Genomic DNA, 22513 nt, shown 5'->3' with positions numbered 1-22513 from the left:
GAGGATTTAATCATGGAAAAATACCGTATTGATCAATCGAAAGGCATCGAATTTGGTATGTATTCATTAGGGGATCATATTCCAAATCCACTAACAGGTGAACGTATATCAGCTCAGCAACGAATCCAAGAGTTAATTGAAGCAAGTAAGCTAGCTGAACAAGCAGGTATTGATGTCTTTGCTGTTGGCGAAAGTCATCAATCATACTTTACGACACAGGCACACACAGTTGTTTTAGGAGCGATCGCACAAGCTACATCAAAAATTAAATTAGCAAGCTCCGCGACGGTACTAAGTGTTTCTGATCCAGTACGCGTATATGAAGATTTTGCGACGATTGATTTAATTTCAGATGGACGTGCGGAAATAGTTGCAGGGCGTGGCTCTCGAGTTGGTGCATATCAATTACTAGGCGTTGATTTAAAGGATTATGAAGACATTTTTGAAGAAAAATTAGAGCTGCTGAAAAAAATAAATGACAACGACCTTGTCACTTGGGAAGGACAATTCCGTGCACCACTTCACAATGCGCAAATTTTGCCACAACCTAAAACTGGATCGTTGCCAATTTGGCGTGCTGTCGGCGGACCACCTGCCAGTGCCATTAAAGCAGGCTATATGGGCATTCCAATGATGTTAACGACATTAGGTGGTCCTGCTGTTAACTTTAAGCCATCGGTAGATGCTTATAGAGAAGCAGCAGATCGAAGTGGCTTTGATCCAAAAGAGTTACCGATTGCTACAACTAGCCTATTCTATGTTGCAGATACAACGAAAGAGGCACTAGAAGGGATGTATCCACATTTAAATGGAGGCTTCCAAGCAATTCGTGGCGGGGGTTATCCAAAGCAACAATTTGCGGAGGCGACGGATACACATGACGCCTTAATGGTCGGAAGTAAGGAACAAATTATTGAAAAATTACTGTATCAATATGAGCTTTTTGGCATGCAGCGATTTATGGCACAAATTGATTTTGGCGGTGTGCCATTTAATAAATTAATGAAAAATATTGAAATTATAGGGAACGATATTTTACCTACCATTAAAAAATATACTGCGAAATAAAAGCTTGTTTACGTAGCCCCTAATACATGTATAAATATACGAGATGTGGACCTGTTTTGTGCCTGGTGTTGCTGTTGAATTCAGCGTATGATGTCAATTTCACATCAATGTATTGGAACCCCTCACTTACATTAATTAATAGTAGATTAGTAGGTGAGGGGGTTTTCTAGTGATTTAATAACACAAAGTATCAGGTGTGTTGACTAACCAATTTTATCCACCCTAATTAATTTGAAGGCTCTGATTTCCGCTACGGGCTACTCGCTTTGTTGCCGCTGCCGCTACGCTTTCGCACAGAAAACATTCGCTCCGTACAGGGGCTCGTCTGTCTCGCTTTCCTACGGGAGTCGAGTAGCCCTACTCTACAATCAGTTAAAATGGGAAAATAATAGTGAAATAGCAACAAAAAAATCCTTTTATCGCTCAATAATAAACCTATTTTTTCCTAATCATCACTCTTGACAAAGTATAATACTAGTTTTTTATTGAATTAACTAAAGTTAAGTGACTGTCAATTCAAATAGCGTAGGTTTGAATCTTTCTATACAATGAACGAACACTTATGCCTAAATCATCAGCAACTTTTTGCTTGCCAGCACGATCAGAGCCATATTCATTTAACTTTTGAAGGATCAGTTCCTTCTCTGCTTGTTTCAGTGAATTAGCAGGATTTTGTTGAGGCTTATGTTGAGCGCTTTCTAAAATATAAGGTGGCAAGCTAGTGATTGAAAGCTCCATCGAGTTCTCCATAATCATGCTGTATTCAATAACATTTTCTAACTCTCTTATATTCCCTGGCCAATGATAACTTTGGAGCAGTTCAAAGTAGGTAGAGCTATAACTTCGAATAAATTTACCAGTACGATTCTGCAGCTTGTCCATTAAAGTATTCACTAAATCGTGCAAATCTTCTTTTCGATTCCTTAAGGGTGGTAGGGAAATAGGAATAACATTTAAACGATAATATAAATCCGTACGAAAATCCCCCTTTTTCACTAATTCCTCTAAAGGACGATTGGTGGCTGCGATTATTCTAATATTTACTTTTTTAAAGCTTGTACTACCGACTCGTCTTATAATGCCATCTTGCAATGTCATTAATAGTTTAGCTTGTAGATGGATAGGCAACTCGGTAATTTCATCTAAAAATAATGTTCCTTTATCGGCTAATTCGAAATAACCTAGTTTCCCATTTTTACGTGCACCAGTAAATGATCCTTCTTCATAGCCAAATAATTCACTTTCAAACAATGACTCTGGAATACTCGCGCAGTTAATTTCAATAAATTTTCCTTTTTGCACCAAGCTATGCTCGTGAATGTATCTTGCCAAAAGACTTTTGCCTGTTCCTGTTTCACCAGTTATGAAAACTGATGAAGCACTATTTCTGATATTTTTTAATGTCGTGTGAATGTTAGAGAAATTATCTCCAAGTATATAAGGGATAGCTTTAAGCGTTTGTTTTTTTAGTGGTTTGTAATGCCCAAAGCTTTTTTGTAAATCAATCAGTACATCTCCTAATTTAGTTAACCAGTATTGATAGGTACTTTGTTGACTAAGTAATTGTGTTTCCCCATCAGACGTAAAACTTACAAAATTAAGATAACCGTAGTGATTTTCATCTTGAATAAGATTTTTTAATATTTCAACTTTCGAAGGACAGTTATTTTGAAAATGGCAACCTTTACACATACTCATATGTCCGGGCTTTTTAACATCAATAAATGATTCAGCTTTATATTTTTGAAAATATGGAAGGTGTACCTTGATGCCTTTTTTTTCTTTATAAGCGGCTGTAGCTACGAGAAGCTCTCCTTCTGAACTAAAAAAAGCAATGTCAACCATTAATAATTGAGAAAAAATATCAATTATTTTTGAAATAGTGTTATAGAATGTCAAAAATAATCCCCCCATATACGTATTAAAAATCATTTTAAGTCTGAATATTCAAAAATGTCAATGTTTTGACGTAAATGACAATTGTTGGACATACAGATATAAAGGAAGCCAAGAAATAGCTGAGGAAAGAATTTGGCATGGTTTTTGCTTATATAGTTAGTAACAAACTGAAAGGGGAATGGAATGATTAACCACTATTTTAAATTACAGGACAAGGTTGCAGTTATAACGGGTGGAGCATCTGGAATAGGCTTTGCATCAGCCAAACGCTTAGCTGAAGTCGGTGCGAAGGTAGTGTTACTAGATATTGATGAAGAAAAAGGGAAAGATGCTGCATCCAAATTGCAAATGGAAGGATATCAATCTTGGTTTGTTAAATGTGATGTAACAAATGCAAGAGATTGCGAGACAGCAGCAAAATATATCAAAGAGCAATTTCAAAATGTGGATGTGTTATTTAACAACGCAGGTATCATTCGGCGTAAAACGGTTGTGGAATTAACGGAGAGTGAATGGGATGCAGTTATAAATGTGTCATTGAAAGGCGCTTTTTTACTTTCTAAATATGTGATTCCACTGATGAGTGAAAGTGGTGGTGGCAGTATCATCAATACTGGCTCAGGTTGGGGACTAAAAGGAGGCGATAAGGCGGCCTCCTACTGTGCAGCAAAAGCTGGAGTAGTGAATTTAACGAAGGCAATGGCTATTGATCATGGACACCAAAATATTCGTGTGAATTGCATTTGCCCAGGCGACACCGATACACCTCTTTTGAGAGGTGAAGCAGAGCAATTAAATATAGAAGAACGTGCGTTTTTGAAGGATTCAGCCATTAATCGTCCCCTTGCACGACTTGGTACACCAACTGATATTGCCAATGGTGTATTATTCCTTGCGAGTGAATTGTCTAGTTGGGTAACAGGAACAACGTTGACCGTAGATGGTGGAGGATTAGCATAAATAAAAATTTTAGGAGGTTACTGAATGACTAAAAAAGCCCATCCATATATCCCAAATATGGTATCAGAAGTAAAACAAAAAATGTTAAAAGAAATCGGTGTAAATTCGATAGAAAATCTATTTGAATGTATTCCTAAAGAACTTCGGTATCAAGATGATTTGAATATTCCAAAGGCATTAACAGAATACGAATTACGACGTCATATTGAAGGATTATTAAATAAGAATATAAGTTCAACTGAATACTTAAATTTCTTGGGAGCTGGATGTTCGCAACATTTTGTACCGGCAGTGTGTGATGAAGTAAATCAACGGTCAGAGTTTTTGACAGCATATGCAGGCGAGCCCTATGAAGATCATGGTCGCTTTCAAGCTCTTTTTGAATATCAAAGTTTGATGGCTGAGTTAGTAGATATGGATGTTGTAAGTGTTCCAACCTTTGATTGGGGTCAAGCTGCTTCGACGTCCATTCGAATGGCTAGCCGAATTACTAATAGAAATAAAGTGTTACTTGCGAATACTGTATCACCAGAAAGAAGAAAAATTATAACAAATTATGGTACTCCTCAATTGTCGTTTAGTGGAGTGGCGTTTGACATTGTTACCGGGTTATTAGATTTGGAAGATTTAAAAAGTAAATTATCCGATGAAGTGGCTGCCATTTATTTTGAAAATCCATCATATTTAGGATTTATAGAAACTCAAGGACAAGAAATTTTTAAATTGGCTAAAGAACACGGTGTATTAATTGTCGTTGGGGTAGATCCTATTTCGTTAGGTATTTTAGTACCGCCAAGTCACTATGGTGCTGATATTGTGTGTGGGGATTTACAGCCTCTAGGCATGCATATGAATTATAGTGGAGGTCAAGCAGGGTTCATTGCTACACAAGATGATGAAGTCTTTATTAATGAATATCCTTCAAGATTATTTGGGATTGTCCCTACAAAAAAAGAAGGAGAGTATGGGTTTGGTGATGTAGCATATGAACGGACATCCTTTGCTTTACGCGAAAAAGGAAAAGAATCAGTTGGTACACAGACGGCATTATGGGGCATTACTGCTGGTGTATATCTTTCTTTGTTGGGGCCTGACGGGATGTATGAAGTAGGACAAACAATTATGCAAAATAGTCAATATGCAGTGCAACAGTTAAATCAGATTGAGGGAGTAAATGGATCGCGTATTGTTTCTACATTCTTTAAAGAATTTGTTGTTGATTTTAATGATACAGGCTTAACAGTAGCACAAATTAATAAAGAATTATTAAAAAGAAATATCTTTGGTGGGAAGGATTTATCAGAGGAGTTCCCAGAGTACGGACAAAGTGCATTATATTGCGTAACTGAAGTGCATACAAAAGAAGATTTAGATTATTTAGTATCCGCAATTAGGGCAATTGTAGAGCAACAATAGTTGAGAGGAGAGAAAATAACTGTGAAAAAAATAAAAAGATTTGAGACGAAAGTAGATTTTCATCAAGCGAAATGGAACGAGCCCATTATATTTGAATTACATCAAGCTGGAGAAAGAGGGGTAGAAATTCCTTTAGCTTCAGAAGAGGTAGTAGAGGCAGTTGGTGATGGACTCTCTAGACTTCCTCACAACATGTTACGTGCTGATAAGGTGAATCTTCCCGAAATAGCGCAAGCTCGTGTGTTACGCCATTATGTTAGATTATCACAAGAAACACTAGGCTCAGATTTCAATGTAGAAATTGGCCAAGGTACATGTACGATGAAATACATTCCTAAAATAAATGAGCTATTAATTCGAAATCATAAAATAATGGAGTTACATCCATTACAGGATATCAGTACTGTGCAAGGAATGCTTGAAATTATTCATAATTTAGATTTAGCTATGCGAGAAATATCAGGATTAGATTTTTTTTCATTTCAGCCAAGTGGAGGAACGCAAGCCTTATTTGCGATGGCATCTATCGTACGGAAATATCATGAAGCACGAGGAGAAGGGGATCAACGTGATGAAATTATTACAACGATTTTTTCACATCCATCGCAAGCTGCTACAGCTGCAGTAAAAGGATATAAAATCATTACCTTATATCCTGACAAAGATGGCTTCCCGGATGTTGATAAATTGAAGGAAGTACTTTCTGAACGGACTGCAGGTTTTGTTGTAGCAAATCCAGAAGATACAGGGATTTATAATCCTAAGATTAGAGAATTTACAAAACTTGTCCATGAAGCAGGTGGTATTTGTTATTACGATCAGGCCAATGCAAATGGCTTATTAGGCATAACAAGAGCGAAAGAAGCTGGATTTGATATGTGCTTTTTCAATTTGCATAAAACATTTGCAGCACCACATATGTGTGGTGGACCAGCAACTGGAGCATTAGGTGTTACGAAAGAGCTAAAAGAATACTTACCTGGCCCAATCGTTGAGAAAAATAAAGAGGGTTATTATTTAAATGATGCTTTGACACATTCTATTGGCAAGGTAAGGGTATTTCATGGCGTAGCACAAACTATTCTACGATCGTATGCTTGGATTAGGTCCTTAGGTCCGGCTGGTTTAAAAGCTGTGGCACAGACTGCTGTGTTAAATAATAACTATCTATATAGCCGTGTTCAGAAAATTCGAGGAGCAAGTGCACCTTATGTAAAAGGGCAACGCTTAGAGCAAGTACGGTATAGCTGGAAACAGTTGACACAAGAGACAGGTATAACGACCGAAGACGTCCAACGAAGAATGATCGATTTTGGCTTACACTATTGGACAAGCCATCATCCTTATATCGTCCCGCAGCCATTCACACTGGAGCCGACAGAGTCTTACTCCAAGGCAGATTTGGATGAATATATTGCGGCACTTGAGCAAATTTCTAGAGAAGCATATGAAACACCGGAAATTGTTAAGAATGCCCCATATAATAGCACAATCCATCAGCTAGATGAACAAGATTACTTGGATAACCCAGATAAATGGTGTCTTTCGTGGCGTCTCTATCAAAAAAAGACCCAAGAAGTTAATATCCTGCAATAAATTATCTTTTTAGTTATAAATCTATAGCTTTAGAGGAGGTAGTTGGTGAATAAAATATCTTAATTGGAGTAGATTGTTTAGCAGTGAAATGATATGGACGAATTAATATAAAAGCTGGTTTCCACAATATATAGAGGAAATCAGCTTTTATTCTTTAGAAAAATAGTAAAAATACCGATGAAATATATTGGGGTTTTTTGAACTTAATGGTGCTTATTTTACTGTATACTAGTTCTAGTCAGGTTATTGCGTGACTTTTAAATTACTTTTTGATTGGCCCATTTGAACCACCGCGCATGACCATCAGGACGTTCCATACTACGGATGGATGTTATATCTCCTTGATTAATAAAATCTTGATGCAGTTGCATATCAAATAAATTGTTATAACAATGGTAGAGAGGTCGTTCCATGCTGATCTCTTTTAATTGTTCAATTAGTTCAAGGCGTAATTCCATTGGGATTTGATTGGCCACATGTGTATGATAAACAACTAACATCGCATCTTCATTTATTTCACTACTAATTTCTTTTATTAGTTTAATGGCATCGCCTTTTATCAGCTCTAAATCGAGCTCTTTAAAAATAGGGAGTGCTTGATTTAACAAAAGTCTTCGTTCTTGATGCTCTGGCCAAATTAATGCTTCGAGCCATCGGAGCTCTTCCTCATTATGAATATCAATAGGATTTAAATCGATACCAACTCGCTTACAAACAACTGGAGAATTTGTAATGGAAGTTGGGAGCGGTTGTCCTCGATTTTCTGAGGACAAAACAAAATCCCTATTAGAATTGTTTATGTGAAGCTCTTGATTATAGCAGTAATTGTATTGATCCAGTCCAAGTTGAAGCCCTGCACTTGCACCAATTTCTATGAAAGCTAATGGCTTTTGATGGCGTTCATAAATTTCTGTCATCATCGGATATAGGTAAGAACAACGGCGAATTTCATTAGTTTGGACTAGTTTTTCTTGAAATAAAGTCTTCAATTCTTCTGAATGGGACAAGATGAAAGCCTTAAAAACAGGATACACATCATTTATTGGCTTTGGTGTTGTTATTAAGGATGGATAAAAATAAACTAATTCGTCTTTTGATAATGATAGCAAATATTGAACCCCAGCTAATAATAAATTAGGTACAGGTTGTCCTTGAGGTATAAATGTCGCAATTTTTAATATTTCTTCATCATCAGCAATCTTAGTTGCTAAATGTTCATACAGTGGACTTGAGTTTTCACATTCATTTTTTGCAAAAGTACGGAATTGTTTACTTAATTGAGCTAACATTTTATTTCTCCCCTTTGTGAAAAATTTATCTATCTAATTTAGAGTTTATTATTATTGGATAATTTAGTAAATTAAATATAGTTAATGAAGTTGATTAATAACATTAATGATAGAGGTGAGGTTTTGGATTATAAATGGATACAGTCTTTTATAGTAGCAGCTAAATATTGTAATTTTAGATTAGCAGCAGAAAAACTACATTTATCGCAGCCAAGTATCACAGTTCATATTCATCAGTTAGAACAATTTTTGAATGTAAAATTATTTAAACGTGAAAAAAATCGTGTGCAATTAACAGAGGCAGGACAGCTCTTTCTGATAGAAGCTCAGCAAATTATCCATCAATGGGAAAAAAGTTTTGAACGTTTTCAGTTAGCAACAAAAGGAATTGAAGAAAAGCTAGTTATAGCTATGACCCCTTTAATGGTGGAAACGATATTGCCCCATGTTATTTATCAGTTTATCAATGAAAATCCTTCTATCGAAATATCTATTCTAGTGGAGGATTCAGCAAAAATTGAAGATTTAATAAATAGTGATAAGGCACAAATTGGTATTTCCTTATTCCCAACTCGTTATCGACATTGGCGTCAAGAGCTTCTTGTAGAGAGTCCTTTAGAATTGGTTATTCCACTGGATGCTTTTGATGATGAGACAGGGGCTTATATTGATTATGAGGAATTATTTCAAACCTACACATTATTTACGCACCATCATCCGACCATTTGGGGGGATTTATTACATAAAATACAGGAAAAATATGTAGTTACGAAGCAAGTTTCCATATCTCAATCTTATGTTGTCAAGCGCTTAATAAAAGACGGGCTCGGTATATCATTCTTGCCACGGATGATTGTTAGAAGGGAGCGTATGGAAGGGCGATTTAATATCGTTCCTTTCGATGAAATTGCATTGCCTGGCGTTCCTGTCTACCTTTTTTATAAGGAGTCAGTACAGGTTCCAGAAAAATTATTAAGTCTATTTCAGACGAGGGATTATTTGTGAAATTTTTATAAATGTAATTAGGTTTATGATTGGGAATCTTTGGCGATTGTCTTTCTTGGAAAAATGCCCGAATTAAAAGGTATTGTCAATTTTGATTCCGAAGCTAGTATGTTTTGTGCTTATTCCTCAGATAAAAAAGCGTTAGAGAAATTTGCTATTTCATTTAAAAATACATGTGAAGATGAATCTACTATTACGGATTTATTTTCTCGTGCAGAATTGGATTAAAGGTATTATTTTCATATTGTTTAAGATTTTATAGGGCGAAACATGCGCTAATGAAGGCAAGTGATGAAGAAATAAACAAAATCCTCTTTATTAAAATGAAAACAGCTTGTTAGCATAAATCAACAAGCTGTTTTTTTTTGATGAATTGTCAGTATATCGTTATTTCTACCAGCCGCGTACGTATTGCACTGGTGGTTTAACGTCTTCTCCTAATTGCTTGGAAGCATGTAGTGGCCAATATGGCTCGCGCAGGAGAACGCGTGCTAGGAAAATTAAGTCAGCGCGATTGTTTTGTAAAATTTCCTCTGCTTGAATGGCTGTCGTAATAAGGCCGACTGCTCCAGTTGGAATATCGGCACCATGCTTAATCGCTTCAGCATGAGGCACTTGGTAGCCAGGAAAAACATTAATATGTGCTTGCACGACACCACCTGTAGAAACATCCACTAAATTGATACCCTGTGATTTCATCCAACGACTGAAGACGATAAAGTCATCCAATGTTGTACCATCTTCTGCGTAGTCTTCAGCGGAAACACGAACAAGCAAAGGACCTTCCCAAACACTACGTATAGCATCTATGACTTGACGTAATAATCGATAACGATTTTCTTGAGAGCCACCGAATTGGTCATTGCGTTTATTCGTTGCTGGTGATAAAAATTCACTAATTAAATAGCCATGTGCCCCGTGGATTTCAAGAACATCAAAGCCTGCTTTTGCTGCACGGACAGCTGCTTGTTTAAATGCTTCAACAACATATTCAATGTCTTCTAATGTCATCTCAGTTGGCGTTTTATAAGTATCGCTAAATGCAATGGCTGATGGAGCAAATATTTCTCCATCTACAGTTGCTTTTCGTCCAGCGTGTGCAAGCTGTATGCCGGTTTTTGCTCCGTATGCCTTCATTCCTTGAACTAATTGACTTAAACCTTCGATATGAGCGTCATCCCAAATTCCTAGATCGTTACTAGATATACGACCCTCTGGTACAACACCAGTAGCTTCGACAATGATTAAACCAACTTGCCCTGCAGCCCGCGTTGCATAATGGACTTGGTGGAATGGAGTAACAAGTCCATCATCCTGTGCCGAGTACATACACATCGGTGCCATAACAACGCGATTTTTTAAAGAGATATTTTGTAATTGATACGGTTCAAATAATTTAGTCAACTGAAAGCCCCCTAATGCCTAGTGATATACTTTTTCCCTCTATAACGGGCAGTAATACGTCTACCTCAAAATTTAGCAAAAGCAAAGAAGTTAGATGGGAGATAAATTGCCCGTAAAAGCCCGATTCGTTCAACTAATAAATCAGTGGGATGAAGAAAGCCCTACTGATTAAAGTTTCACTTTATTTTGCACACATTATTTACTATTTGCAAGTGAACGAGATCGAGCTTCTGCTTCTTTAATACATGCTTCAATGGCTTCATTAAATTGATATTGTTCTAGAGCCTTAATGCCAGCTTCTGTTGTACCGCCTGGACTTGTTACTTTATGACGTAATACATCAGGTTCATCGACGGATTGCTTCAGCATTTCCGCAGTACCAGCAAGTGTTTGCGTCATTAATAGTCGTACTGTATCCTTCGAGAGACCCACCATCGTCCCAACCCGTTCAAATGCTTCCATTAAATAATAAATATAAGCTGGGCCACTCCCAGAGAGCGCTGTTACAGCATGTAATTGATCCTCATCTACCTCGATAACTGAACCAACTGCCTCTAAGAGCTGTAAGAAAATGGAGCGTTGTTCTGCTGTCACTTTATCATTAAAGGCAATCCCACTTGCAGACATCCCAATAGTGGCAGAGGTGTTAGGCATAACGCGTGCGACTGGACGAGCACCTAAATGTTCTGTAATAGTAGTAATGGCAATACCAGCTAAAATAGAAAGAACAGCTGATTGCTCTTTAATTTTAGGCTTTAACTCACGCATCGCTGCAATGGCATCCTTAGGCTTCATCGCTAAAATAATTAAATCAGCCTGCTGATAAATATCATGGCTAAAATTGCAATTCACACCATATGTGTCATGTAAAAAGTGTAAACGTTCTTTGTCTGAGCGATTGGTGACGTAAATTTCTTGTGCTATAAATACCTTTTGTTTAATCCAACCCTGAATCAATGCCTCTGCCATAGAGCCTGCACCAATAAATAGTATTTTTTTCATGATAAAAACCTCCAGTTCTTAAAATCAATTTCGCCTTGGCGTAATTGCGTACGGATTTTGAATTGTGCTAGCACAATTCATTCCTTTGAAAATTCGTGACATCCGCCGGAGGCTTTAGGCCAACATGATGTTGGTCACTCAGTCGTGTGTTGCTGTCGCTGCGCTTTCGCACAGATAAATTGCCACAGGACGTGGCGCTCTTAGACTGAGTTCCTCTATTTCAGTAAGTGTTTGGACACTCACTGAAGAGGAACCACATCTGCATTCATCTCACCATCTTTAAAAGTGGTAGTCTTCTGTAGCTGCCGCTTCGCTTTCGCACAGAAAAGATTTGCTGGATGAAGATAAAAAAGCGTTTTCGTCCTTATATAGAAGGACGAAAACGCTTTTGTTTCCGCGGTACCACCTTTGTTTGCCAATTGGCACAACTCACAGCCCTTTTATCGCAAGGGAAACGGTTATGTTTTCATAACTGCTCAGAAGTAGGTTCGGTAATGGGAGCGGGTGATGTTACTTTCAGCAAATGTAACACTCTCTAATACACCTTCACCAAATACGTACTTGGCTTCATCAACGCACAAAAATAATTTGATTATTCAAAATTATATTGATAATACGTCAACCTGTCAACAGGAGGGTGACGAAAGGAAGAAAAACTTGTAAAATAGAATGAATCGATATTCACTAGTTGCATTAAAGGGGGAAACAGCTTTTGTCTATATACAAAATAGAAATACCAACACCCTATGAAGTAGGAGATGTAAATGCATTTGTTGTAAAAGGCGATGCATTGACAATTTTTGACGTTGGTCCAAAAACAATGGAAGCCTATGATGCGCTAAAATGGGGTATTCGAGCAGCTGGCTTTGACATGCGAGATATTGAACAGGTTGTGTTAACCCACCATCATCCAGATCATGCAGGTTGGGTGGATGCCTTTCCGCATGCAGAAATTTTAGGGCATGCCTATAATGATAAATGGCTTCGTCATGACGAGGATTTTTTACGTTACCATGTGCAGTTTTACAGTGAACGCTTATTTGAACACGGTGTTCCTCAAGAATATATCCAGCCCAGTGTACATGTCCGCCGTGAAATAGAGCTTGTAGGCGAAAGACCGTTAACACAAATTCTTAACGATGGGGATGAAGTGCCAGGACATCCAGGATTAAAGGCTATTGAAACATTAGGACACGCACAAAGTCACTTAATCTTCTGGGATGAAAAAACGCATCATGTAATAGGTGGAGATTTATTGCTGGAAAAAATAACGCCAAACCCGTTAATTGAGCCACCACTAGACCGTACATTAGGACGTACGAAATCGTTACTACAATATAATGAATCGCTAGAAATATTACGACGATTACCAGTTAAAACAATGTATACAGGACATGGCGCAGAGTTGCAGAATATTCCTGATTTAATTGATAAACGACTAGAACGCCAGCATCAGCAAGCTTTGAAGGTTTGCGAATTATTTGGTGACAAAGCATTAACTGCTGTACAAGTAACGAAGCGCTTTTACCCAGCAATTTTTCAACGTCAGCTTGGTCTGACACTATCTAAAACGCTCGGTTATTTAGATTACTTAGAGGCCAACAATATGATTACATCTACAAAATCTGAAGAAGGTATCTATTTATTTCATAGAAAGTAGGTGTAAACATGAGCGTGAATAAAAAGACTATCTTCGTGACAGGTGCAACAAGTGGCGTTGGACTGAAAATTACAGAATTATTAGTAGCACAGGGTCATAAGGTTTATGCAACAGGACGCAATATAGTGGCATTGAAAGCATTAGAACGCGTAGGTGCTAACGTTATCCAAGCAGATTTAACTGATTTAGCTACGATAGATGAAGTATGTACACAGCTACCTCCTCTTGATGTAGCAATTTTATCTGCCGGTGTAGGTAAATTTGGCATTGCAACTGAATTGTCAGATGAAGCTATTTCACAAATGGTTGAGCTAAATGTTAGTGTACCGATGTATTTAGCAAAACGTCTAGCAGCACCTATGATGCAACGACAGCAAGGTCAGTTAATCTTCATTGGCTCACAGGCAGGAAAGGTAGCGACACCGAAGGCTAGTGTATATGCTGCTACAAAGCATGCGATTGTGGGCTTTACGAATGGACTCCGTATGGAACTGGCTCCATATAATGTGAAAGTCACGGCAATACATCCAGGTCCAATCGATACACCATTTTTAGATAAGGCGAGTGATGAAAGTGGTTATCGAGAGTCTTTAGGAAGATTTTTATTAACCGCTGAAGAAGTCGCACAAGCTACTGTAAAAACAATTGAGCGCCCTGTACGAGAGGTAAATTTACCAAGAATCATGGGGTTATCGAGCAAGCTATATGCAATCGCTCCTGCAACCGTTGAATTTTTAGGCAAATCATTTTTTAATAAAAAATAGTAATTAAACTGTAAATGTACTCGAGTAAAAATTGAGTGTGTTTACAGTTTTTTTTAAAACCCCTTATTGTTGACAAAATAGTTTATGTTAATCCCTCGTTGTGCCAATTAGCCATTTACTTTCCTAAAATTTATATGATATACATTCATGTAGCGAGTAAAAAATCGTATTTCCGAGTAAAAATATTCATAGTTTGTACGAGGGCTTAAAGTATTGGAGTAACTCACTTTTTACAATAAACATAAAAGTCTATAAATTTATAAAAATACACTTGTTTTTATTTTTATAACATGATACTATTCGTGTATAAACTTTTAAATGGATGTATAAACATACATATCTTATAGATTAATTGGAGGCGCATTTTTTATGGCAAATAAAAAAGTAGTATTAGCATATTCAGGAGGTCTTGATACTTCTGTAGCAATTCCGTGGTTAAAAGAACAAGGTTGGGACGTTATCGCAGTTTGTCTTGACGTTGGTGAAGGTAAGGATCTTGAATTCGTAAAAAATAAAGCTCTTCAAGTAGGAGCAATTGAATCATATATGGTAGATGCGAAAGATGAATTCGCTGAAGAATATGCATTAATCTCATTACAAGCGCATACTTGGTATGAACAAAAATACCCACTAGTATCGGCACTTTCTCGTCCATTAATTTCTAAAAAATTAGTAGAAATTGCGAACCAAGTAGGTGCGGACGCAGTAGCTCATGGTTGCACAGGTAAAGGGAATGACCAAGTTCGTTTCGAAGTTTCCATCAAAGCTTTAAATCCAGACTTAGAAGTATTAGCACCTGTACGTGAGTGGGGTTGGAGCCGTGATGAGGAAATCGAATATGCAATGAAACATGATGTACCGATTCCTGCAACGTTAGATTCACCATTCTCTATCGACCAAAACTTATGGGGCCGTGCAAATGAAGCGGGAGTAATGGAGGATCCATGGGTATCTCCACCAGAAGAAGCTTATGGTTTAACAGTTTCTGTTGAAAACGCTCCAGATGAAGCAGAATACGTGGAAATTGAATTTATTGCTGGTAAGCCAGTAACTTTAAACGGTAAAGAAATGAAGCTTGCTGATTTAATTCAAGAGCTAAATGCAGTAGCTGGAGCACACGGTGTTGGTCGTATCGATCACGTAGAAAACCGATTAGTTGGTATTAAATCTCGTGAAGTATATGAAATTCCAGGAGCAAAAGTGCTATTAACGGCTCACAAAGAGCTTGAAGACTTAACACTTGTAAAAGAGTTAGCACACTTCAAACCAGTCATTGAGAAAAAATTATCTGAACTAATTTATGATGGTTTATGGTTCTCACCATTACGTGTAGCACTGGAATCATTCCTTGCTGAATCACAAAAATTTGTGAACGGAACTGTGCGCGTGAAGCTTTACAAAGGTCATGCAATTGTCGAAGGACGTAAATCTCCAAATTCACTTTATAGCGAAAAGTTAGCAACATATTCTAAAGAAGATCAATTCAATCATGCTTCAGCAGTAGGCTTCATCGAATTATGGGGTCTGCCAACTGTGGTTAACTCTTCAGTAAATAAATAATAGTTTTGACAAACAAGGTGTAGGATAGCTTTGCGCTGTTCTGCACCTTTACAAAAAGATATTAAGGAAAAGGTGAGCTGTTATGACAAAACTTTGGGGCGGACGTTTCCAAAAATCAGCAGAAGCATGGGTGGACGAGTTCGGCGCATCGATTGGCTTTGACCAACAGCTTGTTCTAGAAGACCTTGAAGGTAGCGTAGCACATGTTACGATGCTTGGCGCAACAGGAATTTTACCAATAGCTGACGTAGAGGCGATTCTCGGTGGACTTGCACAATTAAAAGAGAAAGCCATCGCTGGTGAGCTTGAATTTACAGTTGCCAATGAAGATATTCACTTAAATCTAGAAAAAATGCTCATTGATTTAATTGGTCCTGTAGGTGGTAAGCTACACACAGGTCGTAGCCGAAATGATCAAGTAGCAACAGATATGCATATTTTCTTGAAAAAACGTGTGAAGGAAGCAATCGGTTTAATTGAGACATTCCAAAACACGTTACTTGAAAAGGCTGAGGAGCATGTAGAAACAATTGCTCCAGGCTATACACATTTACAACGTGCACAACCAATCTCATTTGCCCATCACTTAATGGCCTATTTCTGGATGTTAGAGCGTGATAAACAGCGCTTTACAGAATCGCTTAAACGTATCGATATTCTGCCTTTAGGTGCAGGTGCCATGGCGGGTACAACTTTCCCAATCGACCGCTTAAAATCCGCTGAGCTTTTAGGATTCAGCGAGGTTTATGCAAACTCTATGGATGCAGTAAGTGACCGTGATTTTATCGTTGAATTTTTAAGCAATTCATCATTATTAATGGCGCATTTATCTCGTTTTGCTGAGGAAATTATTTTGTGGTCGACTGATGAATTCAAATTTATCGAATTAGATGATGCCTTCTCAACAGGTTCTTCTATTATGCCACAAAAGAAAAATCCTGATATGGCAGAGTTAATCCGTGGAAAAACGGGACGCGTTTACGGTAACTTAATGGGCTTATTAACCGTTCTTAAAGGAACTCCGTTAACATACAACAAAGATATGCAGGAAGATAAAGAAGGTATGTTCGATACAGTCCATACAATTCTTGGTTCTCTAAAAATCTTTGAAGGTATGATTCGCACAATGACAGTCAATACAGAGCGATTGCACCAGGCAGTACACTCTGACTTCTCCAATGCTACGGAGCTTGCAGATTATCTAGCAACAAAAGGTATGCCATTCCGTGAAGCACATGAAGTGACAGGAAAACTTGTATTCACATGTATTCAAAAGGGTATCTACTTATTAGATTTACCGCTTGAAGACATGAAAAAAGAAAGTGAGCTTATCGAAGCGGATATTTACGATGTATTAGCACCTGAAGCAGCCGTTCGTCGTCGTCATTCATTAGGTGGTACAGGATTTGATCAAGTAATAATCCAAATTGAAAAAGCAAAAACTTGTCTTGCATAACCATTTCTTTAGCGTGCATGTCCTAGTGACTTTTGCATAGATATTCATTAAAGCTGTCCAGTGAGGCACTATGAAAACCATTTCCTTTTTCGTTAAAGCCAGAGGGTGAAACGAAAAAGTGACCCTTACATAAGTGAAGGACAATCCCCAATTCTGGAGACGCGGAATTGGGGTTTTTGTGTAAAGAAATAACAACGGGAGGGATTTTCCATGAATGAGCGTTTTACAAAGGGGTTAGAAACAATTAAACAGTATATCACAAAGGAAGAAGCGGCTCGAATGATTGAAGCAGATGCACTAGCTGATGTTGCACCGGATTTACGCAAAATGATTATTGAATTTGCCTATGGTGATGTTTATTCACGACCAGGACTAGATGCAAAAAGTCGTGCACTTGTTGTCATTACAGCAGTGGTAACACAAGGTGCTGCCCCACAAACAAAAACACATATTAAGCGAGGTTTACATGCGGGTGTCACACAGAAAGAAATTGTGGAAGCTCTATTACAATTAGTTCCCTACATAGGTTTTCCGCGTGTGCAAAATGCTCTAACCATTGCGCAACAGGTCTTTAAAGAAGAAGCATAAATGAAACGGAAACCCAACATTTCCTTGGAGTTATATTCTAAGGCACTTTTAATTAAAATGCTTAGCAGATGAATAAACACTTGTGTTAAGGTTCATATTAAGAGAGGAATCACTTATTAATCTAAAATGATTAGGAGGATGTAGAATGAGTAGTCAAACACCCAAAGACCAGGAATCTCAGGAAAGTCCGCCACAGTTGTATAGGGTGAGCTTCTAAAATCTTAAGGAATTGGTGAGGCAGAGAATATTTTGTTTTGCTGTAGCTTAAGAAGAAGCAAAAACCGATACAGATCAGATCAAATAGAAATAAGTGTTCTTGGGATCCAGAATTTTTCTGGGTCCTTTTTTTTATCTCGCATTAGTTCCTCTAAAAACCTCAGTGGGAAGGTAATTACCGCTTTATATAGAATTTGACATTTTTAGAAAACTGTTTTACTCTAAGTATGACAGATTTCTGTTTGGTAATGAGCGATACAGATTGGAGGGGTAAGATGAATATTCATTTAGATCCAAGCAGTGAATTACAGCTCTACAAACAGTTAGCAAATCAGTTAATTGAGTTAATTGCTAAAGGAGAGCTAAAAAATGGCGATACATTACCTTCAGTTCGTTCAATGGCTACGGATTTAGGGATTAATGTCAGTACGGTAAGTAAAAGCTATCATGAACTTGAAGAAAAAGGGTTAATCGAATTAAAGCCGAAAGCAAAGGCTATCATTATTGGTGGTCAAAAAAAAGAGCTGGAAGAAACGGACGTTGAAAAAGTAGAAAATGCATTAAAACCAATTATGGCAGAGGCCTTTGCACGTGGTCTCGAAAAAGATCAGATGACAAATTTGTTTCATCGAATTTTAAAACAATGGAAGTAGGGGAAATATGCTTTTTATATTAAGCATTTTTATCTTTGTAGGGGTACTGGAAATAGTAACACCCTATTTGACGAGAAAAACAACAGTGTTTGGCGTTTCAATTCCAGAGCCCTATGTGCAACATCAACAATTACAAATATTTAAAAAGCACTACAGCATGTTGGTAGGGAGTATAGCAGTTGCATTTCTTTTAGGCCAAGTTTTACTACTATTTACATCCATTCAGGAAGAGAGTTTTGTTTTATTATCCTTTATCTTGCTATATGTCTTGCTTCTCATATCAGCTGGACTTTATATGTTTTATCATATAAAAACAAAAAAACTAAAAACACAAGAGAATTGGGAAGCACATGTAAAAACTGTCTATGTGATGGATTTATCTATACGAGAAAAAGATGAAGTACTCTCACCTACATTTTTTGCACTACCAATTATTATCACTTTAGCATTAATTACCTTTACCTATATGAATTACAATGCCATTCCGGATGTATTTGCTACCCATTGGAATGCTGCAGGTGAGGTAGACGGCTGGACAGAAAAAACATGGCTATCAGTTATTGAAATGCCGCTTATTTTACTAGGTCTACAAATTAGCTTTTTCATCATGAGTAAAGGCATGAAAAGTGCCAAATTACAATTGAGTGCACAAGAGAAAGAAGCTTCCGCCAATAGAGAGCTTCAACAACGGAAATATGGTAGCTGGTACTTCGCTGCAATTAATTATAGTTTAACCATACTTTTTGTAGTTTCACATTACAAGACAGTGATATTAAAAGATCAAACAATTCCTTACTTTTTCCCGCTTTTTATCGGTTTTATTGTAGTCTCTTTAGGAGGGCTTACCCTCTTAATTTGGAAGTTAACTAAGAGTAATGAACGCTTTGACGATTTACATACAAACGAAACAGCTGCAGCTGATGATCGATACTGGAAATGGGGTATTTTATACATCAATAAAAATGACCCTTCATTATTAGTACAAAAAAAATTCGGTGTTGGTTGGACCGTGAATCTGGCGAATAAATGGAGCTATATCATTTTATTCGTCATATTATTACCAATATTATTGACCATCTTTAAATAGAAGGAGAGATTTTATGAAAAAACTATTATTTTTATGTTGTGCACTCTTATTATTAGCAGCATGCACTCAGAAGGAAGACAACACAAAAGGAAAAGAGACGAAAAGGGACAATAAAATGAATGAACAGCTAGTAGGTAAATGGGAAGGGAACATTGAAACACCAAACGGAGCACTTCCAATTATCGTTGATTTGCAGAAAGATAGCGGGAATTTATCAGTACCTGTACAAGGATTATCCAATTATCCATTTAAAAGCATTAAATACAATGGTGATCAAGTGAGTGTTTCGATCAACTTAAATGGCTCGGCTATTGAAATTAACGGAACATTAAAAGATGGGCAAATTGAAGCAACGTTTCAACAAAATGGTGGCAAACTTCCACTTGTCTTAAAACCATTCAAAGAACAACCAGAACAACCAGTTACGTATGAAACATTAAAGATTCCCGTTAAAGATGGTGAGTTAACAGTGGCTCTTCAAAAGGCTAGTAAGGAGCCATCTCCAGTTGCGCTTATCATAGCAGGCTCTGGACCAACTGATAAGGATGGAAATTCAGCAATAGCTGGTAAAAATGACAGCTTAAAAATGATTGCGGAAGGATTAGCAAAAGACGGTATTGCTTCTGTCCGCTATGATAAACGTGGGCTTGGTGATAACAAGTCCCTTCTAACAAAGGAAGAAGATATAACTTTTGACCAATACGTAGATGACGCAGTTCAAGTAATTAATACCCTTTTAGCTGATAAAGCTTATTCAAGTGTTCATATTATTGGACATAGCGAAGGCTCACTTATTGGTTTGCTAGCAGCACAAAAAGCAAATGTAGAGTCCTTTGTTTCGATAGCAGGTGCTGGAAGACCAATAGATGAAATTTTGTTAGAGCAATTAAAAGGTCAGTTAGCACCAGAGCTTCTAAAAGAATCGACAGATACTCTTGCATCTTTAAAAAAAGGCGAGCTAGTGAAGAACGTTTCGCCAGAATTACAATCTCTTTTCCGTTCTTCCATTCAACCATATATGATTTCATGGTTAAAGTATAACCCTGCAAGTGAACTAGCGAAAGTGAATAGCCGAGTTTTAATTATTCAAGGAACAACTGACTTACAAGTAGTTGCAACGGATGCAGAAGCATTAAAGAAAGGCAAGCCAGATGCCAAGCTTGTATATATGGACGGAATGAATCATGTGCTAAAAAATGCTCCGGCAGATCGTACGAAGAATTTAGCAACATATTCAGACCCATCATTACCACTTCATAAAGAATTACTGCCAGCCATTCAGCAGTTTATTCTAAATGAAAAGTAGAGACTAAGCAACATGGATGCTATTGTTTGGTTTATCATAATGATTCCGTTCCTAATCTTTGCGATAGTTTTATCACAAGGCAAAGGTGCATTTTTAATAGCGGGCTACAATACGATGTCTGATAGTGAGAAAGAGAAATATAACGAAAAAGCACTCGCAAAATTTGTAGGTAAAGTAATGTATGGCTACTGTTTTTGTTTACTTTTATGGGGACTGAACGACCTATTCAAAACGGAATGGCTATTTATTATCGGGTTCGTTCTCTTTATAGGTCTTACAATTTTCACGCTTGTATATGCCAACATACGTAATCGCTTTAAAAAATAAGTTCCTATATATGGAGAGTCGAGCGAAATAGGTAGATACCCGCGGAAGCAGGGTAAGTACCTGCGCGAAGAGGGCGAATACCCGCGAAAGCAAGGGAAATTCACATACGAACTAACAGTGCAATCATTCATTGCAGTAAGTATTAGAAATGCTCATAAATAATATTTAACAAAAAGAGTATGCTCAAATCAGAGTATACTCTTTTTGGGCTTGGGAGGACACTCGTCAAAATGTTTGCCATGTTATGATAATGAACATTAAATTTGAAACATTTACCACATTTCTATATTTCGATATAGTAATAACTAAGTCGTTAATCGATTTCAACAATATTTGAAAAGAAGGTTTTATTATGTATAGCATTGGAAAGTTTTCGAATCTGTGCAATGTTCCTATAAAAACCATTCGTTATTATAACGATATTGGGTTACTCGAACCATCCTTTATAGATCAAGTGACAGGCTATCGTTATTATGATTACGATAAAATGAAAGAGCTGAATACTATACAGGTTCTAAAACATTGCCAATTTTCATTAAAAGAAATTGAACAGATTATTAACGGAAAAAATAATAGGCAAGATTTAGAGGCAAGATTAAATAAAAAAGTTCAGGAATTAGAGCACCAACAAGAAATAATCGCTGAACAAATTCAAAATATTGTCCAAGTAAAAAATTCTATAAGGGACAAAGAGACATTTAATCCAAAGCCAATATTATCAAGTTGTTACATAGAAGAACGACCAAAAACACAGGTGCTCTCCATCCGTGAAAAGATACATATTATTGAAATGGATAAGCTAGTACAAAAATTATTTGAACGAATATATGCGTATCAATTTGAGATAGATGGTGAGCTTGTTGCAATTCTCCACCAACAGAACAGTAACCAAAATATAGCAGATGTTGAACTGCTGTTACCAGTAAAAGGAACGCAACAGATGGAGCACATTAAAGTAATATCAGAAGGCAAGTATGCTTGTATAGATGTAAAAGGACCGTATTCAGAGCTACATTTTGGCTATAGTCGCTTGCAGGAATGGCTTACTGAGCAATCACTTCAGGTAGAAGGGATGTTTATGGAGCAATACATAGAGGGGTTAATACCAACTGAAGTCGTAAATCCAATTAATATTAAACCAAATATTGAGCTACATCCAAATGATTTTTTGACGAAAGTTTTTGTGAAAGTAAGAAACTAGCTAAACTCTCCAGTAGATGGAGACTTTATTCTGTATTTAGCAAGGTAAGAAATATC

19 protein-coding genes and 1 pseudogene are annotated in these 22513 nt (G+C 37.2%); 16 read left to right on the top strand and 4 right to left on the bottom strand.

Annotated elements, in window-relative coordinates; all coding sequences use genetic code 11:
- Positions 1–12: 12 nt before the first annotated feature.
- Complete coding sequence (locus ACQKNC_RS00630) at positions 13–1068, top strand: LLM class flavin-dependent oxidoreductase (RefSeq protein ID WP_427422980.1); 1056 nt, start codon at positions 13–15, stop codon at positions 1066–1068.
- A gap of 516 nt (positions 1069–1584) precedes the next feature.
- Here the strand turns inward: ACQKNC_RS00630 and ACQKNC_RS00625 are convergent.
- Positions 1585–2967, bottom strand: coding sequence for a sigma-54 interaction domain-containing protein (locus tag ACQKNC_RS00625; RefSeq protein WP_427422979.1), 1383 nt, complete (start codon positions 2965–2967; stop codon positions 1585–1587).
- A 183-nt stretch (positions 2968–3150) separates the two neighbouring features.
- Here ACQKNC_RS00625 and ACQKNC_RS00620 point away from each other — a divergent pair, with 183 nt between their 5' ends.
- The 3 genes from ACQKNC_RS00620 to gcvPB are packed head-to-tail and all read left to right on the top strand — an operon-like array spanning position 3151 to position 6939.
- Positions 3151–3927, top strand: coding sequence for an SDR family NAD(P)-dependent oxidoreductase (locus tag ACQKNC_RS00620; protein ID WP_427422978.1), 777 nt, complete (start codon positions 3151–3153; stop codon positions 3925–3927).
- A gap of 24 nt (positions 3928–3951) precedes the next feature.
- Complete coding sequence (gcvPA, locus tag ACQKNC_RS00615) at positions 3952–5343, top strand: aminomethyl-transferring glycine dehydrogenase subunit GcvPA (RefSeq protein WP_427422977.1); 1392 nt, start codon at positions 3952–3954, stop codon at positions 5341–5343.
- Positions 5344–5364: 21 nt separating this feature from the next.
- Entirely contained in the window at positions 5365–6939 is a 1575-nt protein-coding gene (gene gcvPB, locus ACQKNC_RS00610; RefSeq protein WP_427422976.1) for an aminomethyl-transferring glycine dehydrogenase subunit GcvPB, read from the top strand.
- A gap of 257 nt (positions 6940–7196) precedes the next feature.
- On the opposite strand, the gene ACQKNC_RS00605 is transcribed toward gcvPB, so the two are convergent.
- The gene (locus ACQKNC_RS00605; protein WP_427422975.1) at positions 7197–8228 is read right to left on the bottom strand and encodes a DUF2332 domain-containing protein; all 1032 of its coding nucleotides are present in this window, start codon (positions 8226–8228) and stop codon (positions 7197–7199) included.
- Positions 8229–8351: 123 nt separating this feature from the next.
- Between ACQKNC_RS00605 and ACQKNC_RS00600 the strand changes: the two genes are divergently transcribed.
- Both ACQKNC_RS00600 and ACQKNC_RS00595 read left to right on the top strand, forming a co-directional pair.
- Complete coding sequence (locus ACQKNC_RS00600) at positions 8352–9233, top strand: LysR family transcriptional regulator (protein WP_427422974.1); 882 nt, start codon at positions 8352–8354, stop codon at positions 9231–9233.
- A gap of 36 nt (positions 9234–9269) precedes the next feature.
- Positions 9270–9461 (top strand): annotated as a pseudogene (locus ACQKNC_RS00595) (Imm51 family immunity protein); the annotation flags it as partial.
- Positions 9462–9626: 165 nt separating this feature from the next.
- Here ACQKNC_RS00595 and namA read toward each other — a convergent pair.
- Together namA and proC are read right to left on the bottom strand one after the other, a co-directional pair.
- The gene (gene namA, locus ACQKNC_RS00590; protein WP_427422973.1) at positions 9627–10637 is read right to left on the bottom strand and encodes an NADPH dehydrogenase NamA; all 1011 of its coding nucleotides are present in this window, start codon (positions 10635–10637) and stop codon (positions 9627–9629) included.
- A 195-nt stretch (positions 10638–10832) separates the two neighbouring features.
- Positions 10833–11639, bottom strand: coding sequence for a pyrroline-5-carboxylate reductase (proC, locus tag ACQKNC_RS00585; RefSeq protein WP_427422972.1), 807 nt, complete (start codon positions 11637–11639; stop codon positions 10833–10835).
- A 712-nt stretch (positions 11640–12351) separates the two neighbouring features.
- On the opposite strand from proC, the gene ACQKNC_RS00580 reads away from it, so the two are divergent.
- The 10 genes from ACQKNC_RS00580 (at position 12352) to ACQKNC_RS00535 (ending at position 22457) form a co-directional block, all read left to right on the top strand.
- On the top strand, positions 12352–13299 hold the full coding sequence (locus ACQKNC_RS00580) for an MBL fold metallo-hydrolase (RefSeq protein WP_427422971.1): 948 nt from the start codon (positions 12352–12354) through the stop codon (positions 13297–13299).
- A gap of 8 nt (positions 13300–13307) precedes the next feature.
- The gene (locus tag ACQKNC_RS00575) at positions 13308–14063 is read left to right on the top strand and encodes an SDR family NAD(P)-dependent oxidoreductase (RefSeq protein ID WP_427422970.1); all 756 of its coding nucleotides are present in this window, start codon (positions 13308–13310) and stop codon (positions 14061–14063) included.
- A 369-nt stretch (positions 14064–14432) separates the two neighbouring features.
- Complete coding sequence (locus ACQKNC_RS00570) at positions 14433–15623, top strand: argininosuccinate synthase (protein ID WP_427422969.1); 1191 nt, start codon at positions 14433–14435, stop codon at positions 15621–15623.
- 82 nt (positions 15624–15705) lie between these two features.
- On the top strand, positions 15706–17079 hold the full coding sequence (argH, locus tag ACQKNC_RS00565; protein WP_427422968.1) for an argininosuccinate lyase: 1374 nt from the start codon (positions 15706–15708) through the stop codon (positions 17077–17079).
- Positions 17080–17289: 210 nt separating this feature from the next.
- Positions 17290–17667, top strand: coding sequence for a carboxymuconolactone decarboxylase family protein (locus ACQKNC_RS00560; protein WP_427422967.1), 378 nt, complete (start codon positions 17290–17292; stop codon positions 17665–17667).
- A 491-nt stretch (positions 17668–18158) separates the two neighbouring features.
- Positions 18159–18536, top strand: coding sequence for a GntR family transcriptional regulator (locus ACQKNC_RS00555; RefSeq protein WP_427422966.1), 378 nt, complete (start codon positions 18159–18161; stop codon positions 18534–18536).
- 7 nt (positions 18537–18543) lie between these two features.
- On the top strand, positions 18544–19623 hold the full coding sequence (locus ACQKNC_RS00550; protein WP_427422965.1) for a DUF1648 domain-containing protein: 1080 nt from the start codon (positions 18544–18546) through the stop codon (positions 19621–19623).
- Between the two features lie 13 nt (positions 19624–19636).
- The gene (locus ACQKNC_RS00545; RefSeq protein ID WP_427422964.1) at positions 19637–20929 is read left to right on the top strand and encodes an alpha/beta hydrolase; all 1293 of its coding nucleotides are present in this window, start codon (positions 19637–19639) and stop codon (positions 20927–20929) included.
- Positions 20930–20941: 12 nt separating this feature from the next.
- Entirely contained in the window at positions 20942–21256 is a 315-nt protein-coding gene (locus tag ACQKNC_RS00540) for a DUF3784 domain-containing protein (RefSeq protein WP_427422963.1), read from the top strand.
- A gap of 352 nt (positions 21257–21608) precedes the next feature.
- A complete protein-coding gene (locus tag ACQKNC_RS00535) occupies positions 21609–22457 on the top strand; it encodes a MerR family transcriptional regulator (RefSeq protein ID WP_427422962.1) in 849 nt (282 codons plus the stop codon).
- Positions 22458–22513: the final 56 nt, after the last annotated feature.

Origin of the sequence: Lysinibacillus sp. NPDC094177 (assembly GCF_050279145.1) — a bacterium.
Taxonomy (GTDB): Bacteria; Bacillota; Bacilli; order Bacillales_A; family Planococcaceae; genus Lysinibacillus.
The sequence above is the reverse complement of the archived record's forward strand: the minus strand, read 5'-3'. Positions and strand labels throughout refer to the sequence as shown.

What these genes read in the sequence shown, in the direction of transcription:
- ACQKNC_RS00630 (WP_427422980.1), top strand. Translation starts at nt 13, where the DNA reads ATGGAAAAATACCGTATTGATCAATCGAAAGGCATCGAATTTGGTATG.
- ACQKNC_RS00620 (WP_427422978.1), top strand. Translation starts at nt 3,151, where the DNA reads ATGATTAACCACTATTTTAAATTACAGGACAAGGTTGCAGTTATAACG.
- gcvPA (WP_427422977.1), top strand. Translation starts at nt 3,952, where the DNA reads ATGACTAAAAAAGCCCATCCATATATCCCAAATATGGTATCAGAAGTA.
- ACQKNC_RS00605 (WP_427422975.1), bottom strand. Translation starts at nt 8,228, where the DNA reads ATGTTAGCTCAATTAAGTAAACAATTCCGTACTTTTGCAAAAAATGAA.
- proC (WP_427422972.1), bottom strand. Translation starts at nt 11,639, where the DNA reads ATGAAAAAAATACTATTTATTGGTGCAGGCTCTATGGCAGAGGCATTG.
- ACQKNC_RS00575 (WP_427422970.1), top strand. Translation starts at nt 13,308, where the DNA reads ATGAGCGTGAATAAAAAGACTATCTTCGTGACAGGTGCAACAAGTGGC.
- ACQKNC_RS00570 (WP_427422969.1), top strand. Translation starts at nt 14,433, where the DNA reads ATGGCAAATAAAAAAGTAGTATTAGCATATTCAGGAGGTCTTGATACT.
- argH (WP_427422968.1), top strand. Translation starts at nt 15,706, where the DNA reads ATGACAAAACTTTGGGGCGGACGTTTCCAAAAATCAGCAGAAGCATGG.
- ACQKNC_RS00560 (WP_427422967.1), top strand. Translation starts at nt 17,290, where the DNA reads ATGAATGAGCGTTTTACAAAGGGGTTAGAAACAATTAAACAGTATATC.
- ACQKNC_RS00555 (WP_427422966.1), top strand. Translation starts at nt 18,159, where the DNA reads ATGAATATTCATTTAGATCCAAGCAGTGAATTACAGCTCTACAAACAG.
- ACQKNC_RS00550 (WP_427422965.1), top strand. Translation starts at nt 18,544, where the DNA reads ATGCTTTTTATATTAAGCATTTTTATCTTTGTAGGGGTACTGGAAATA.
- ACQKNC_RS00545 (WP_427422964.1), top strand. Translation starts at nt 19,637, where the DNA reads ATGAAAAAACTATTATTTTTATGTTGTGCACTCTTATTATTAGCAGCA.
- ACQKNC_RS00540 (WP_427422963.1), top strand. Translation starts at nt 20,942, where the DNA reads ATGGATGCTATTGTTTGGTTTATCATAATGATTCCGTTCCTAATCTTT.
- ACQKNC_RS00535 (WP_427422962.1), top strand. Translation starts at nt 21,609, where the DNA reads ATGTATAGCATTGGAAAGTTTTCGAATCTGTGCAATGTTCCTATAAAA.